Source organism: Halomonas sp. GFAJ-1 (assembly GCA_002966495.1).
In the GTDB taxonomy this organism is placed as follows: Bacteria; Pseudomonadota; Gammaproteobacteria; order Pseudomonadales; family Halomonadaceae; genus Vreelandella.
Genome location: CP016490.1, coordinates 2,435,530 through 2,449,603 on the forward strand (window position 1 = coordinate 2,435,530; position 14,074 = coordinate 2,449,603).

At 55.0% G+C, this 14,074-nt stretch carries 12 protein-coding genes and 1 pseudogene; 11 read left to right on the forward strand and 2 right to left on the reverse strand.

What is annotated here, in order from left to right; translation table 11 throughout:
* The first annotated feature begins 11 nt into the window (after positions 1-11).
* From BB497_10955 to BB497_10995, 9 genes are all read left to right on the forward strand, one after another.
* Complete coding sequence (locus BB497_10955) at positions 12-2,093, forward strand: ribonucleotide-diphosphate reductase subunit alpha (protein ID AVI64339.1); 2,082 nt, start codon at positions 12-14, stop codon at positions 2,091-2,093.
* A 31-nt stretch (positions 2,094-2,124) separates the two neighbouring features.
* Complete coding sequence (locus BB497_10960; protein AVI63176.1) at positions 2,125-3,096, forward strand: class 1b ribonucleoside-diphosphate reductase subunit beta; 972 nt, start codon at positions 2,125-2,127, stop codon at positions 3,094-3,096.
* A gap of 320 nt (positions 3,097-3,416) precedes the next feature.
* Positions 3,417-4,202, forward strand: coding sequence for a hypothetical protein (locus BB497_10965; protein AVI63177.1), 786 nt, complete (start codon positions 3,417-3,419; stop codon positions 4,200-4,202).
* Positions 4,199-5,581: a flagellar motor protein MotA gene (locus BB497_10970; GenBank protein AVI63178.1), complete on the forward strand. Its 1,383-nt coding sequence runs from the start codon at positions 4,199-4,201 to the stop codon at positions 5,579-5,581. The genes BB497_10965 and BB497_10970 overlap by 4 nt, the downstream gene beginning before the upstream one ends.
* Before the next feature lies 1 nt (position 5,582).
* Positions 5,583-6,125 carry a flagellar motor protein MotA gene (locus BB497_10975; protein ID AVI63179.1) on the forward strand — a complete coding sequence of 181 codons (543 nt, stop codon included), beginning with the start codon at positions 5,583-5,585 and terminating at the stop codon, positions 6,123-6,125.
* Entirely contained in the window at positions 6,118-6,525 is a 408-nt protein-coding gene (locus BB497_10980) for a biopolymer transporter ExbD (GenBank protein AVI63180.1), read from the forward strand. The genes BB497_10975 and BB497_10980 overlap by 8 nt, the downstream gene beginning before the upstream one ends.
* Positions 6,522-7,259: an iron transporter gene (locus tag BB497_10985; protein AVI63181.1), complete on the forward strand. Its 738-nt coding sequence runs from the start codon at positions 6,522-6,524 to the stop codon at positions 7,257-7,259. The genes BB497_10980 and BB497_10985 overlap by 4 nt, the downstream gene beginning before the upstream one ends.
* Before the next feature lie 22 nt (positions 7,260-7,281).
* Entirely contained in the window at positions 7,282-8,355 is a 1,074-nt protein-coding gene (locus tag BB497_10990) for a hypothetical protein (GenBank protein AVI64340.1), read from the forward strand.
* Between the two features lie 125 nt (positions 8,356-8,480).
* Positions 8,481-9,389 (forward strand): hypothetical protein, encoded by a 909-nt coding sequence (locus BB497_10995; GenBank protein ID AVI63182.1) that lies wholly within the window; start codon positions 8,481-8,483, stop codon positions 9,387-9,389.
* 51 nt (positions 9,390-9,440) lie between these two features.
* Here the strand turns inward: BB497_10995 and BB497_11000 are convergent, their stop codons facing one another.
* Together BB497_11000 and BB497_11005 are read right to left on the reverse strand one after the other, a co-directional pair.
* Complete coding sequence (locus BB497_11000; GenBank protein ID AVI63183.1) at positions 9,441-10,271, reverse strand: exodeoxyribonuclease III; 831 nt, start codon at positions 10,269-10,271, stop codon at positions 9,441-9,443.
* Positions 10,271-10,519 carry a hypothetical protein gene (locus tag BB497_11005; GenBank protein ID AVI63184.1) on the reverse strand — a complete coding sequence of 83 codons (249 nt, stop codon included), beginning with the start codon at positions 10,517-10,519 and terminating at the stop codon, positions 10,271-10,273. Before BB497_11005 ends, BB497_11000 begins: the two co-directional genes overlap by 1 nt.
* 145 nt (positions 10,520-10,664) lie before the next feature.
* Here BB497_11005 and BB497_11010 point away from each other — a divergent pair, with 145 nt between their 5' ends.
* Entirely contained in the window at positions 10,665-11,939 is a 1,275-nt protein-coding gene (locus BB497_11010; protein ID AVI63185.1) for an ATP-dependent RNA helicase RhlB, read from the forward strand.
* Positions 11,940-11,944: 5 nt separating this feature from the next.
* Positions 11,945-14,014, forward strand: a pseudogene (locus BB497_11015) (ATP-dependent DNA helicase DinG).
* Positions 14,015-14,074: the final 60 nt, after the last annotated feature.

Sequence of the window (14,074 nt, forward strand, 5' to 3'; positions counted from 1 at the left end):
CGCTGAATGCCATGCTCAATCTTTACGGTGCCAACGGCGAGCTACAGCTGGATAAAGACCGCGAAGCTGCGCGCCAGTATTTTTTGCAGCACGTTAACCAAAACACCGTGTTCTTCCACTCTCTGGAAGAGAAGCTCGACTACCTGGTCGAAGAAGGGTACTACGAAGCTGATATGCTGGCTCAGTACGACTTTGGTTTTGTTAAGGCACTGTTTGAACAGGCCTATGCCTACAAATTTCGTTTTCCAAGCTTCCTGGGCGCGTTCAAGTATTACACTAGCTACACGCTGAAAACGTTCGATGGCAAGCGCTACCTAGAGCGCTATGAAGATCGTGTATGCATGGTGGCACTGAGCCTGGCGCGGGGCGAGGAAGCGCTCGCCAAATCGCTGGTTGATGAAGTGATTAGCGGCCGTTTTCAGCCGGCCACGCCGACGTTCCTGAACTGCGGCAAGCAACAGCGCGGCGAACTGGTTTCCTGTTTCCTGCTACGCATTGAAGACAACATGGAGTCGATTGGGCGCTCGATCAACTCAGCGCTCCAGCTCTCCAAGCGCGGCGGCGGCGTTGCCTTCTTGCTGACGAATATCCGCGAGTCTGGCGCTCCCATTAAGCGTATCGAGAATCAGTCCTCGGGCATTATTCCGATTATGAAACTGCTGGAAGATGCTTTCTCTTACGCCAACCAGCTAGGCGCACGGCAGGGTGCCGGTGCGGTTTACCTGAACGCTCACCACCCGGATATTCTGCGTTTTCTAGATACCAAGCGTGAAAACGCTGATGAGAAAATCCGCATTAAAACGCTCTCGCTGGGTGTAACAATTCCAGATATCACGTTTGAGCTGGCCAAGCGCAACGACGACATGTACCTGTTCTCGCCCTACGACGTCGAGCGGGTGTACGGCGTGCCGTTTGGCGATATCAGTGTCACCGAGAAGTACCATGAAATGGTCGCGGATGCGCGCATCCGTAAGCACAAGATCAATGCGCGTGCCTTCTTCCAAACCCTGGCCGAGCTGCAGTTTGAGTCCGGCTACCCGTACATTATGTTTGAAGATACGGTAAACCGCGCCAACCCGATTGCCGGCCGGATCAATATGAGCAACCTCTGCTCTGAGATTCTCCAGGTGAATACGCCTACGGAGTATGACGACGATCTTGGCTATCGTCAGATTGGTCAGGATATCTCCTGCAACCTTGGCTCAATGAACATTGCCAAGGTCATGGATTCAGGCGATATCGGTACCAGCGTAGAAATTGCTATTCGTGGCCTCACCGCTGTTTCTGAGATGAGCAACCTGCGCAGCGTGCCATCCATCGCCGAAGGTAACGCGAAATCTCGAGCTATTGGCCTTGGGCAGATGAACCTGCACGGCTACCTTGCACGGGAACACATTTACTACGGTTCAGAAGAGGGTTTGGACTTTACCAATCTCTACTTCTACTGCGTTGCGTTCCATGCCATTCGTGCCTCTAACCAGTTGGCGATTGAGCACGGCGAAGCCTTTGCTGGGTTTGAAGACTCCACCTACGCAACGGGCACGTTCTTTGATAAGTACACCGATCAAGCATGGTTGCCGCGTACTGAAAAAGTGCGTGGGCTATTCGAGCGTAGTGGTATTGCACTGCCCACCCAAGAGGAGTGGCAAGCGCTTAAAGCCTCGGTGATGGCGCATGGTTTATATAACCGTAACCTCCAAGCGGTGCCGCCAACCGGATCAATTTCTTATATCAATAACTCCACCTCTAGTATTCACCCGGTGGCGGCGCGCATTGAGATCCGTAAAGAGGGCAAGCTGGGGCGCGTTTATTACCCTGCGCCATTCTTGAACGAGGCGAATTTTGATTACTTCCAAGATGCTTATGAGATTGGCCCGGAAAAAATCATCGACACCTATGCAGAAGCTTCCCAGCACGTTGACCAAGGGCTATCGCTAACGCTGTTCTTCCCGGATACCGCTTCCACGCGTGATATTAATAAGGCGCAAATTTACGCATGGCGTAAAGGGATCAAAACGCTTTACTACATCCGTTTACGCCAGAGTGCGCTGGAAGGCACCGAAGTAGAAGGCTGTGTCTCCTGCACACTGTAAGTGCGTAACGATTTTTAAAGAGAGCTATCTGATGACCATTATGCAACGTTTATCCCGGGTCAATGCGATCAACTGGAACCGTCTGCAAGACGATAAAGACCTGGAAGTATGGAACCGCCTGACCAGCAATTTTTGGTTGCCGGAAAAAGTGCCACTTTCCAATGACATTCAGTCCTGGAATACGCTGACGCAGCAGGAAAAGCAGCTAACGATCCGCGTATTTACCGGTCTGACACTGCTCGATACCATTCAGAGCAGCGTGGGCGCACCGGTGCTTATGGAAGACGCTCGCACTCCCCATGAAGAGGCGGTATACACCAATATCGCCTTTATGGAGTCGGTTCACGCGCGTTCCTATAGCTCAATTTTCTCCACGCTGTGTACCACACGCGATGTCGATGACGCCTTCCGTTGGAGCGAAGAGAATCCCACGCTACAGCTGAAGTCTGAGCTGATTCTTAAGCGTTACCGCTCAGACGACCCCTTGATGCGTAAAGTGGCCAGCGTCTTTCTTGAGTCCTTCCTGTTCTACTCAGGTTTCTACCTGCCCATGTACTGGTCGAGCCACGCTAAGCTGACCAACACGGCAGACCTGATTCGCTTGATCATTCGTGATGAAGCAGTACACGGCTACTACGTAGGCTATAAATTCCAGCAAGCGCTTGCCGAAGCAACACCCGAGCGCCAGCAGGAAGTTAAAGACTACGCTTATGAGCTGCTGTTAGAGCTTTACGACAACGAAGTACGCTACACCGAATCGCTGTACGACGAAGTAGGCTTGACAGAGGACGTGAAGAAGTTCCTTCACTATAACGCCAACAAAGCGCTGATGAACCTTGGCTTTGAGCCACTGTTCCCCAGCAGCGTTACCGACGTCGACCCGACCATCATGGCAGCGCTTTCCCCCAACGCCGATGAGAACCACGACTTCTTCTCCGGCTCCGGCTCTTCCTACGTAATCGGCAAAGCCGTCGCCACCGAAGACGACGACTGGGCGTTTTAAGCGTTTACAGCTGCATTCAGTTTGAAAAAGATGGTGAGTAGTGTGCTCGCCATCTTTTCATAACATTTTTTCCCTTTCTCCGCTTTTATCCCCCATCTTTCCGCCAAATCAGACGTTGATGTCACGTTGGCCGTCTCATTCACGCTAGATTAGATAGTCGTGCATTACATCGTATCTTTGAATGCTAATGATAAATATTGTCATTTATCTCATTGATGTTAGGCTATGCACTGCTGAAACGAAACGCAAATCGTTCTTATGTTCAATAATTTCTAGCGCGCCGTGAATGGCCGCGTGTCAATCAGTAACGGAGACGTAACGTGCTGAAAAGGCCTTTCTTTGCCCTGGGTGGGTGCTTGCTTGCCGGAGTGCTGGTCAGTGCTTCGCTACTGGCAAGCGATGAAACAGTAGGGCAGGCCTCCCAAAGTGTTGAGGCCCAGCAAGCCCAGTCGGCTATCCAGCAGCAAATCGACACCGCCGATGAAGAGACCCGCGCGGCCCTGGAAGAGCTTCGCCGTCTTGAGCGTGAAACCCGCCAAATGGACGCTGCCAACTCATCGCTTAGTGGTCGTTTAGCCAGTGAAGCTGAGCGCCAGCAACGCCTGAGTAGGGCGCTGGATACGCTGAGCGACACCCGAGCGGCGCTGCCGTTAATTGAGCAAGATATGACCCAGCAGTTAATCCGCTGGATTGAAACGGATCTGCCTTTTTTGCGCGACGAGCGGCTAGCAAGGGTGCAAACAGCGCAGGCTGGTTCAGGCGCAGAAAGCGTTGAGCGAATTACCGACCTGCTCGAAGCATGGCGCGTAGAGCTTGAGTACGGGCGCACTATTGATACCTGGCGTGGTCGGCTAGCCATTGAGGATATGCCTGCCCGTGAAGTGGAGTACCTGCGCGTGGGCCGTATCGGTTTTTACTACCTCTCCCCGGATGGCCGCGAAGGCGGTGTGTGGGACGTCGAGAGTGGTGCATGGCAAGCGTTAAATGAAAGCGCCCGGCGAGAAGTGCGCAATGGATTACGAATTGCTGATGATCAGCGCACCCCCGGTCTACTGCGTTTACCGCTTTCCATTACCGCTGATGAGCAACAGGGAGGTCAGCAATGAGTGGGTTACCTCAACCTTCGCTGAAGGCGTTTGCCACACTGCTGACGTTAATGCTCAGTCTGTTTTCCGGCAGCGCGCTGGCCCAGCAAAGCACCAGCCTTGATCCGGCAACCATAAGCTCACTGCGAGAAGCGCGCCAAGCGGCGGAAGCTCGCGATGAAGAGCGGCTGCGCTCATTTCTTGACGACCAGCAAGCACTAGAGGCGGCATTGGAAGAAGCGCGCTCGGCGCATCAGGTCGCCGAAGAGCAGCGTGATGCCTTACAAGCCCAGCAAAGCGAGCAGTCGCAGCAGGCAAGCGATCTTTCTGAGCGTCAAGCGGAGCAGGGTGAGGCGATCACCGCGCTGTTAGCCCGCTTGAGCCAGCACAGTAGTGAGGTGCGCAATGCGTTGAGCGATGAAAGCTGGCTCACCCTTGGCGATGCCGCGCTGCCACCGCGTTTAAATGAGGTAGACGTGCTTGAACGTCAGCACCTTGAAGCGGTAGTGGATAGCCTGGCAACACTCACCGCACAAACAGGCCGTGCTGAAAGGCTCTCACTTAATGTGGCAGATACGCGTGGTGTTATCGAGTCCCGGGATGTGGTGCGTCTGGCCGACTTTGCTGCTTTTACCGAGACGGCGCTGCTGCGAAAAGGAGGAAGCGACGATGAGCTTGCTGAAGTTCCCCGTACTCCTCGTGAAATGAGCGCTGTGCTGGCGGCTTACCACCAAGGCGAAAGCCGTGAGTTTACTATCGACCCGACACAAGGGGCTGTGCTGCGCGCGCTTGCCCAGCAGCCTAGCCTTTGGGAGCGCTTCCACCAGGGTGGCTATGTTGGTTACGTCGTTGTCGTGCTAGGGGTGTTTGGTTTGCTGGTGGCGCTGACCCAGTACATCTATCTACTGGTCGCGAGCGCTCGGGTTGCTCGGCAGCGTAAATCGCTCAGCCAGCTGCGTGGGGATAATCCGTTGGGCCGCGTGCTGCAGCGCTTTCAAGAGATGGATAAGCACCAAACGCCAGAAGCGCTGGAAGCGCGGTTGGATGAAGCGGTGCTGGCTGAGCTTCCGCGTATTGAGCGGGGTCAGCCAATCGTCAAGCTACTGGCAGCGATTGCGCCCCTTTTAGGGCTGCTGGGCACCGTGACAGGCATGATCGTCACTTTTCAGGCCATCACCGTTTTTGGCACCGGCGACCCACAGCTAATGGCGGGCGGTATCAGTCAGGCGTTGGTGACCACCGTATTAGGGTTAGTAACCGCCGTGCCGCTGCTGTTTGCGCAAACGGCGCTGGCTAGCCGCAGCCGTTATCTAACGCAAGTGATTGAAGGCGAAGCGAGCGCAACGCTGGCAGATCACCTTGAAGCCCAGTCAGCACCTTATGCCCCGGTGGTGAGCTAAGATGTTTACGCTGCCCCTTTGGCTTGAGCCTGTAGAGCGGCTAGTCGATGCCGGTGGTGCGGTGTTGGTCGTGCTCGCCTTCGTAGCTGTGCTGGTGTTTGGTATGGCGATAGAGCGCTGGTGGTATTACCGGATCACTTGGCGTGTCGCGCGACGCAGGCTAATTCGCCGCTGGGCAGCGCGTAGCGATCATCGTAGCTGGAGCGCACGCACGCTGCGCCACGTATGGGCTACTGCGCTAGTTGCCAAATTACGCCGCCCGCTGCCCTGGTTAAAGTTGTTAGTAGCGCTTTGTCCGCTGCTGGGGCTGCTGGGGACGGTCACTGGCATGATCGCAGTGTTTGATAGCCTTTCGCTGAGCGATACCCACCAGGCCCGAGCCATGGCAGACGGCGTGGCACGGGCCACGCTGCCCACCTTAACGGGGATGGCGATTGCGGTGGTGGGGCTGCTGTTCATTAGTCGTTTAGAGCACGTTATTCGTCGTGAAGATCAGCGTCTGCACGACCGCTTGGCGCGTGCCGTGGAGGAGAGTGATGCGTAGACGCCGTTCTGTAGATGCCACGGCCGATAGCAACGAGGTCAACTTAACCCCGATGCTGGATGTGGTGTTCATCATGTTGATCTTTTTTATTGTGACAACGAGCTTTATTAAAGAGAGCGGTATCGACATTAACCGTCCTGAATCTAGCGCGGCAAGCCCTCGGCCGGATGCGCAGGTGTTGGTAGCGGTAACGCCAGAAGGTGCGGTGTGGTTGGATGGGAAGCCTGTCGATATCCACCGGATTGGCCAGGAAGTGGCTGCCATGTTGACCGACGATGGGTCGGTGGTTATTCAGGCCGACCGTGAGTCCACAACCGGGTTGCTAATTGAAGTGATGGACCGTTTAAAACAGGCTGGTGTTGACCAAGTGGCCGTAGCCGCGAGCCGGAGCGCCCCATGATTCGTCATGTGCTTTCCTTGTCCGGCGGGGTGGCATTGGCTGTTGGACTGTTTTGGCTGCTGGCGTTATTAGTAACGCCGCCGGAGCGTGCGTTAGAAAAGCCGGAAATGACGCTATCCATGAATATGGTGGAAGCACCAGAGGTTGCTCCAGAACAAGAGACACCACCCCCCCAGCCTGCAGATGCAGCGCCTGCGGCCGCGCCGCCTCCTATGGCGATGCCCGAGCCTCCCCCGATGGCGGAAAGCGCTATCACGATGCCGGAGGTTGAGCTGCCCGAAGAGCCTGTGGAGCCGCTAGAACTCGATAGCGAGTTGCCTGAACTTACTGAAGTTACCCCAGAGCCTACGCCGCCAACACCGCAGCCAGAGCCTGCGCCGCAAGCACAGCCAGAACCGTCGCCAATCCCCTCCACCGCGCAGCGTGAGGCGGCGCCCCAGGCCGAGCCTGCACCCTCTAGTGAGCCGGTTAGCGTGGGCCAGGTGGCGCCTACAAACCGCGTTAATCCTACGTATCCTCCTCGCGCGCAGCGCCGGGGAATGGAAGGGTTTGTCGAGGTGGCGTTTGTTATTCGTCGTGATGGCAGCGTTGATAGCAGCACAATCCAAGTTACTAATGCGCAGCCTCGGCGCGTGTTTGAAGATGCCGCGCGTGAGGCGATTGCTCGCTGGCAGTTTGAGCCCAGCCAGCAGCTGCGGCGCGCCACGCAGCGTATTGAGTTTCAGCTGAGGTAGTTAAATGCAGCGTTTAAGTTATATGCAGCGTGTGGTTGGCATAATTCTGTTAAGCCTCTGGGCTTCGTTTGCCCCTGCAAGTGAGCCTTTGCCGAGCGATATCATTCAAGATCTCAATACGCTTCAGCAGCAGCTGACGGATGCTGGCGCGAGTGATGGAGGTTCCGAAGCATTGGACACTCTTATTGCCCGGGCAACGGGACAGGCTGCTCGTTTGCAAGGGGGTAACCGCTCGGACCAATGGGCCAGCGCGCTTTACTCTCAGCTTGCGGCAGGTGCCATGGCACGCCAAGGGCGGCAAGCAGAAGCCGCCGAGCAGTTGGCCAATGCCCGCAAGCGTAGCGGTGTGCCCGCAAGCCAGCTGGCTAGGTGGCAGCGTGAAGAGGCTGGGTTGCGGCGGGCGGCAGGTCAGCTCGGTGAGGCCATTGCGCTGTATGAGCAGTGGTTGGATAGCCATGCGGATGCACACGTGAGCTGGCAATTGGTGTATCTATTGGCCCAAGAGGAGCGCTGGGAACGCGCAGCCGAGTACTTGGCGCCCTTGCTTGAACAGCGCGATAGCTTAAATGAAGCACGGCAGTCATTGGTGCTTGCCGTGCTGCGCAATGCCGGGCAAAACGATGCCGCGCTAGCGTGGCTGCTGGAGGGCCTTGATAGCCAAAGTGCCCCTGAGGCGTGGCGACAGGCGGCTGGGCTTGCGCAGCAGGCAGGCCAGCCAGGGGTTGCCGCAGGTGTATGGGAGATGGCGTGGCAGCTAGGCAAATTCACCCAACCAGAAGAGCGACTGCTGTTAATCCAACTCCATTTGGCAGGGGGCACACCTGCGCGGGCGGCGGAGCATCTCACTGAAGCGTTGCAAAATGAAATGCTGCCTCAGGATGAGCAAACGCTAAGGCTGTTGGCCACTGCCTGGCAACAAGCGAAGCATGTTCAAAACGCCCTAGCGTCATGGAAAGACGTAGCCGAATACACTCGGCAAGCGCGAGATTGGCGACAGGTTGGTCAGCTGGCTTACAGCTGGGGAGAACACGCGTTAGCTGAGGAGGCTTTTATGAACGCAGCGAGCCTGGGCGACTCTTCGACGAAGCAGTGGTAAGCCTATTGTAAATAACCTCTGCCTAGCTGAAAAAGGTTGTGTTATAAGATGAGAGGCAAGCTTAAGTAATGCTAAGGGGCCTGGGTAGGGTCGGGCTTTTACTCTAATCAAAATAAAGAAATGCTATGAATAAAATTATTCGTCGGGGCCATCTCCGTGCATTTGCGATAATAACAACGGGGTTGTTAGCCGCAGGCCACTCTTATGCTCAAGAGCGCAATCTAAGGCTTTCTCCAGGTTTTATGCCAGATCCAATGCAGCGTACGTTTGTATCTGGTGGGGAGCAAGAGGCCAGTCAGATATTTGGCCGTGATATGCGAGAAATAGCATGCTCTGGCAGTATTTCGCAAACGCCTGATCATGTCATGACGCTAACAGATGACTTTGATTTTTTACGGGTGTGGAATCAGTCAGATGCTGATACTACCCTTATTATAGATGGTCCGGGCCGTTTCTTACTTTGTGACGATGATGGTGGTCGCGGCTTAAATGAGTTAATAGAACATCGTGATTGGAGGGCTGGGGACTATCGTATTTATGTCGGTAGTTATGACGGAGGTGCCCATAGTTACGACCTGTTTGTAAGCGAGCTTTCTGGCGGCTCGCAAGGTCACGCTGATACCCATGATAGTCGCCATATTTCGATTGCGCCTGGCTTTACGCCTGACCCATGGCGAGTAAGCTTTGTATCCGGCGGGGCGCAGAGTGCGGCGTCTATTTTTGAAACAGACATGCTCGGTAACCATTGCCGAGGCAATATTGCTAGCACGCCTGATCATGAGATGACACTAAGTGCTTCATTTTCTTATTTGCAGCTTTGGACGCAGGCTGATGGTGACACCACCTTAATTATTGATGGCCCAGGAAAGTTTTTGCTATGCGACGATGACAGCGGTAATGGCTTGAATGAGCATATTGAGCATGCAAATTGGCCAGCCGGTGACTATCGCATTTACGTAGGAAGCTACAGTGATAGTTATTTGAGTTATCAGCTGAGTATTTCAGAACTACGTTCTTATGGCCCAGGCCGCTAGTACTTCTTTCCGCCGGGTAACCGTATAAGCCCGGCGGTAGTTACTGGCGGTCTAATGTTGAGCAAGGTGAAGTGAAAAATCGCTCCAGATCGGCGCATGATCAGAAGGGCGCTCCATGCCGCGTAGCTGATAATCGATACCGGCGCTGGTCACACACTCCGCAAGGGGTTGTGTCACTAAAATATAGTCAATGCGCAGGCCGCGCTTTGGCTCCCGGTCAAAGCCTTTTGAGCGGTAGTCAAACCAGCTAAACCAAGCATCATTCTCTGGGTAGCAAAGCCGGTAGCTATCGCTTAACCCCCAGGCTTTAATACCCTCAAGCCATTCGCGCTCTACGGGCTGAAAGCTGGCTTTGCCTTCACGTAACCAGCGTTTGCGACTAGCTTCGCCAATGCCTATGTCTTGATCTTCAGGGGAAATATTAAAATCACCCATGATGGCAAGGCGCTCGTCAGGGCTGTGTTGATTGTTAAGCAATCGGGACAGCTGCTGATAAAAGCGCTCTTTATGGGGGAATTTGGTAGGGTGAGCAATATTTTCGCCCTGGGGGAAATAGCCGTTCCATACGGTCACCGGCTGGCCATCGTCGGCCAGCAGCCGCACGCCAATCATGCGCCGCTGGGCATCCTCTTCGTCATCGGGAAAGCCATAAAAAACCGCCTCAGGCGTTTGGCGGCATAGTAAGGCAACTCCGTAATGGCCTTTCTGCCCATAATAGAACACGTGATACCCCATGGCTTCTACGTCGGCCAGAGGGAACTCACTGTCCTGCACTTTGGTTTCCTGCAGGCCAATAACATCAGGCTGCTGAGTATCAATCAGCGCTTGAAGCTGATGCAAGCGTGCCCGGATACCATTGATGTTGAACGAGACCAAACGCATTAAGAGTTCTCTCCAGAAGGGTTTTCCGCCTCTTTGTCCGGGTGAATCGAAATGGTCTGCCCCTCTTGCTGGCGGGCCAATTTGCGAACTGCCTGAAGCTTACGCTGCTGCTGCTTTTTTGCTACAAAACGGCGTGAAGAGGTAACTTGGTCTGGGTTCTCGTGGCGCCATTTTTTATAATCTTTACGACGCCCAGTACGGATAGTGACTTTATCCGCCAACGAACGGGTCTTTTTCTTACGCGTCATGTCGCGCTCCTTGGGTTAATTTATGCGTCATTCTAACAGGCTAGCGCACTCCTTCGACAGCAGAGCGCGCTCTTATCGCCAACCCCTGGTACAATGCGCACTTCGTGATGCCTAACATCCACAGCAATGGACAGATACACAGCCTATGAGCGAGTCGGAACAGACCACAGCATCGGCCCAGAACCGCAAGCCTAAACGCCGCCGTCGGAAACCGCGTCGTCGTCAGTCGAACTGGGATCTTCGTCAGTTTCAGGTGCCCGCCGTGGCCGGCAAGTGGCGCTTCCATGACTTTGATCTGCCGCTGCCGTTAATGCGCGCTATTCATGCTCAAGGGTTTGAATACTGCACGCCCATTCAAGCGGAAGCCCTTCGCCAAACGCTGCTGGGCGGCGATATTGTTGGCAAGGCGCAAACCGGAACGGGTAAGACTGCTGCGTTTTTAATTTCAGTAATGGCCTACTTTTTGGAAGAGCCAACACCGGATGGGCAGAAACCAGGTGCGCCCCGCGCGCTGATCATTGCGCCCACCCGTGAATTGGCGCTGCAAATCGAAAAAGATGCCAAAGCCCTAGCTCGGTTTACCCAGCTAAATGTCGCCAGCGTTGTGGGCGGTATGGACTACCAAAAGCAGCGTGAAAGTCTAGGCAGCAAGATCGATATCTTGGTTGCCACGCCTGGCCGCCTGCTAGATTTTCATCAGAAACGCGATATCGATCTTTCAGAAGTGGAAGTGCTGGTGTTGGATGAAGCGGATCGCATGCTTTCCATGGGCTTTATTCCCGATGTGAAACGGATCATTCGCTATACGCCTAAAAAAGAGGAGCGCCAAACCTTCCTCTTCTCGGCGACCTTCACCGACGATATTCTGAGCTTGGCTAGCCAGTGGACGCTCGATCCTGCCCACGTAGAGATTGAAGTGACCGTTGAGAACCAAGCGGACATCGACCAGCGCGTCTACTTGGTGTCTGATGATGATAAAGAGCGCCTGCTGGTGAATTTGCTTGAGCAAGAGAGCTTCGAGCGAGTCATGGTGTTTGGTAATCGCCGTGATCTCGTGCGTAAGCTGGATAGTCTTCTCAAGAAAGCGGGCGTTAGCGTTGCCATGCTGTCGGGAGATGTACCGCAGAACCAGCGTATCAAAACCCTTGAAAGCTTCCGCGAGGGAGAGATTCAAGTGCTGGTGGCCACTGACGTAGCCGGGCGCGGCATTCATATTGAAGACGTCAGCCATGTGATCAACTACACCTTGCCGGAAGACCCGGAAGACTACGTTCATCGTATTGGCCGTACTGGCCGTGCCGGAGCAAAAGGCGTTTCGATTAGCTTTGTAGGTGAAGAGGATGCGTTCTCCTTGCCTGAGATCGAACGCTATATCAATGGCAAGCTTCCCTGCGAGCACCCGCCGGAAGGCATGCTGTAACACGCATGCTGGACAACGGCTTAAAAAGCGATATTCAGCAAGCCTACCGTAGCGTGGTGGAAAAGCTAGAGCTGACACCACGCTACGGGCAGCGGTTAATGATCGCAGAAATTGCCCGTACGCTCGGGGGGATTGAGCAAGATAGCGAAGGTAAGCGCACCAACGACAGCCATGTCTGTGTGCTGGAGGCGGGTACCGGTACCGGGAAAACCCTCGCCTATTTAATTGCCGCGCTGCCCATTGCCAAGGCCCAGGGCAAACGCCTGATCGTCTCCACTGCTACGGTTGCGCTGCAAGAGCAGGTGTTGAACCAGGACCTGCCCTCCCTTGCTAGCCATAGCGGTATTGCATTTCGCTACGCCCTTGCCAAAGGGCGTGGGCGTTATGTGTGTGTGGCGCGCCTTGATCAAGCCCTGGAAGGCAGTGAACCTAACCCCACTCTCTCGCTATTTGAGCAGTCGCTCCAGGCGGAAAGCAGCGACTTTAACGTGATCGCGAGTGATATGGCGGAGTCTTACGGTAAAGGGGACTGGGAAGGGGATCGCGATAATTGGCCGCAATCCATCGACGATGCCCTCTGGCGGCGCTTAACGGTAGATCATCGTCAATGTACCGGCAGGCGTTGTGGGCATTTTGGCGCTTGCGCATTCTTTCGTTCCCGGCGTGAGCTTGAAGATGCCGATGTTATCGTTGCTAACCATGATCTAGTGCTAGCCGACTTGGCGCTCGGTGGTGGTGCTATTTTGCCAGACCCCGCAAACTGTATTTTTGTGTTTGACGAAGGGCATCACCTGCCCGATAAAGCGCTGTCTCATTTTGCCCACCGCTTTGCGGTGCATGGCTGTTTGCGCTGGTTAAAAACCCTCAAAAGCAGTTTGACGGATCTCCACCAGGGGCTGGCAGTGCAGCCAACGGTGGCGCGCTTACTGGCTAGCTTGCCAGAATTAATGCATGGCTTAGAGCCTGCGCTGGGTGATGTGTTCAGCGTTGGGCATCAGCTGGCAGGGCGGCCCAATGGGCTAGGTGATGAAGAGACCCTTCATCAGTTCCGCTTTGAAAACGGCCAGATTCCCGATGCGTTGCGTGAGCAGGCGCAGCAGTTGCTGGTTATGTTTGCAACGCTATCGCGCTGCTTAGAAAGCATCAGCGATATTCTTAGGGAAAGTCTCGATCCAGACAAGCAAACGGGCTTGGATCGAGAGCAGGCTGAAACGTGGTTGCCGTTGGTGGCGCTGCTTCACGGCCGTGCACTCGAGGCCCATGCGCTTTGGCAAGCATTTAGCGAGCAGGACGCTGCCAATGCGCCGCCCAGCGCTCGCTGGCTCTCGCTTAGTCGGGTGGCGGGTGAACCAGAAGTGGAGTTCTCGGCAAGCCCTGTTTCAGCGGCCCATACCTTGGCCAAGCACTTATGGGGGCGGTGCCATGGTGCAGTGGTGACATCAGCAACGCTCACCGCGCTGGGGCGTTTTGAGCGTATTCAGGAGCGTGCTGGGTTAGCTAACCGTTACCGTTATCAAGCGCTGCCTAGCCCGTTTGATTATGCTAATGCGATTCTTCGCGTTCCCAAAGAGGCCACCGACCCAAGCGATCGTGATGCCCACGAGGGCGCGATTGTGCGTTTTGTGGAGCAGCTAGGCGACAAAGAGGCCGTATTGGTGCTGTTCTCTTCACGGGCGCAGCTTCGCGCGGTAGAAAAAGTCCTGTCGGTTGAAACCAAAACGCGGGTGCTGGCCCAGGACGCACTGCCCAAGCGCGAGTTGATTGAGCGCCATCGCGATGCCGTGGACAGACGTGAGGGCAGCATTATTTTTGGCTTGGCAAGTTTCGCGGAAGGTATTGACCTGCCCGGCGACTATCTTACCCATGTGGTGATCACACGGCTGCCGTTTGCGGTGCCTGATGACCCGGTAGGCGCGACATTGGCAGAGTGGATTGAGAGCCAGGGCGGTAACCCGTTTATGCGCATCAGCGTGCCGGATGCGTCTATCAAGCTGGTACAAGCCTGTGGGCGGCTGATTCGAAAAGAGAGTGATCGCGGCACTATCACGCTGCTGGATCGGCGGGGGGTCCACCGTTCAAACGAGAAATCATGTAAAAAAGCCCCGCTGGGCAGGCCGCAGCGGGGCGTTACTGTT

Bases quoted from the DNA above. Each gene is read 5' to 3' on its own strand.
- BB497_10955 (AVI64339.1), top strand. From the start codon at position 12: ATGCTCAATCTTTACGGTGCCAACGGCGAGCTACAGCTGGATAAAGAC.
- BB497_10960 (AVI63176.1), top strand. From the start codon at position 2,125: ATGACCATTATGCAACGTTTATCCCGGGTCAATGCGATCAACTGGAAC.
- BB497_10970 (AVI63178.1), top strand. From the start codon at position 4,199: ATGAGTGGGTTACCTCAACCTTCGCTGAAGGCGTTTGCCACACTGCTG.
- BB497_10975 (AVI63179.1), top strand. From the start codon at position 5,583: ATGTTTACGCTGCCCCTTTGGCTTGAGCCTGTAGAGCGGCTAGTCGAT.
- BB497_10980 (AVI63180.1), top strand. From the start codon at position 6,118: ATGCGTAGACGCCGTTCTGTAGATGCCACGGCCGATAGCAACGAGGTC.
- BB497_10985 (AVI63181.1), top strand. From the start codon at position 6,522: ATGATTCGTCATGTGCTTTCCTTGTCCGGCGGGGTGGCATTGGCTGTT.
- BB497_10990 (AVI64340.1), top strand. From the start codon at position 7,282: ATGCAGCGTGTGGTTGGCATAATTCTGTTAAGCCTCTGGGCTTCGTTT.
- BB497_10995 (AVI63182.1), top strand. From the start codon at position 8,481: ATGAATAAAATTATTCGTCGGGGCCATCTCCGTGCATTTGCGATAATA.
- BB497_11000 (AVI63183.1), bottom strand. From the start codon at position 10,271: ATGCGTTTGGTCTCGTTCAACATCAATGGTATCCGGGCACGCTTGCAT.
- BB497_11005 (AVI63184.1), bottom strand. From the start codon at position 10,519: ATGACGCGTAAGAAAAAGACCCGTTCGTTGGCGGATAAAGTCACTATC.
- BB497_11010 (AVI63185.1), top strand. From the start codon at position 10,665: ATGAGCGAGTCGGAACAGACCACAGCATCGGCCCAGAACCGCAAGCCT.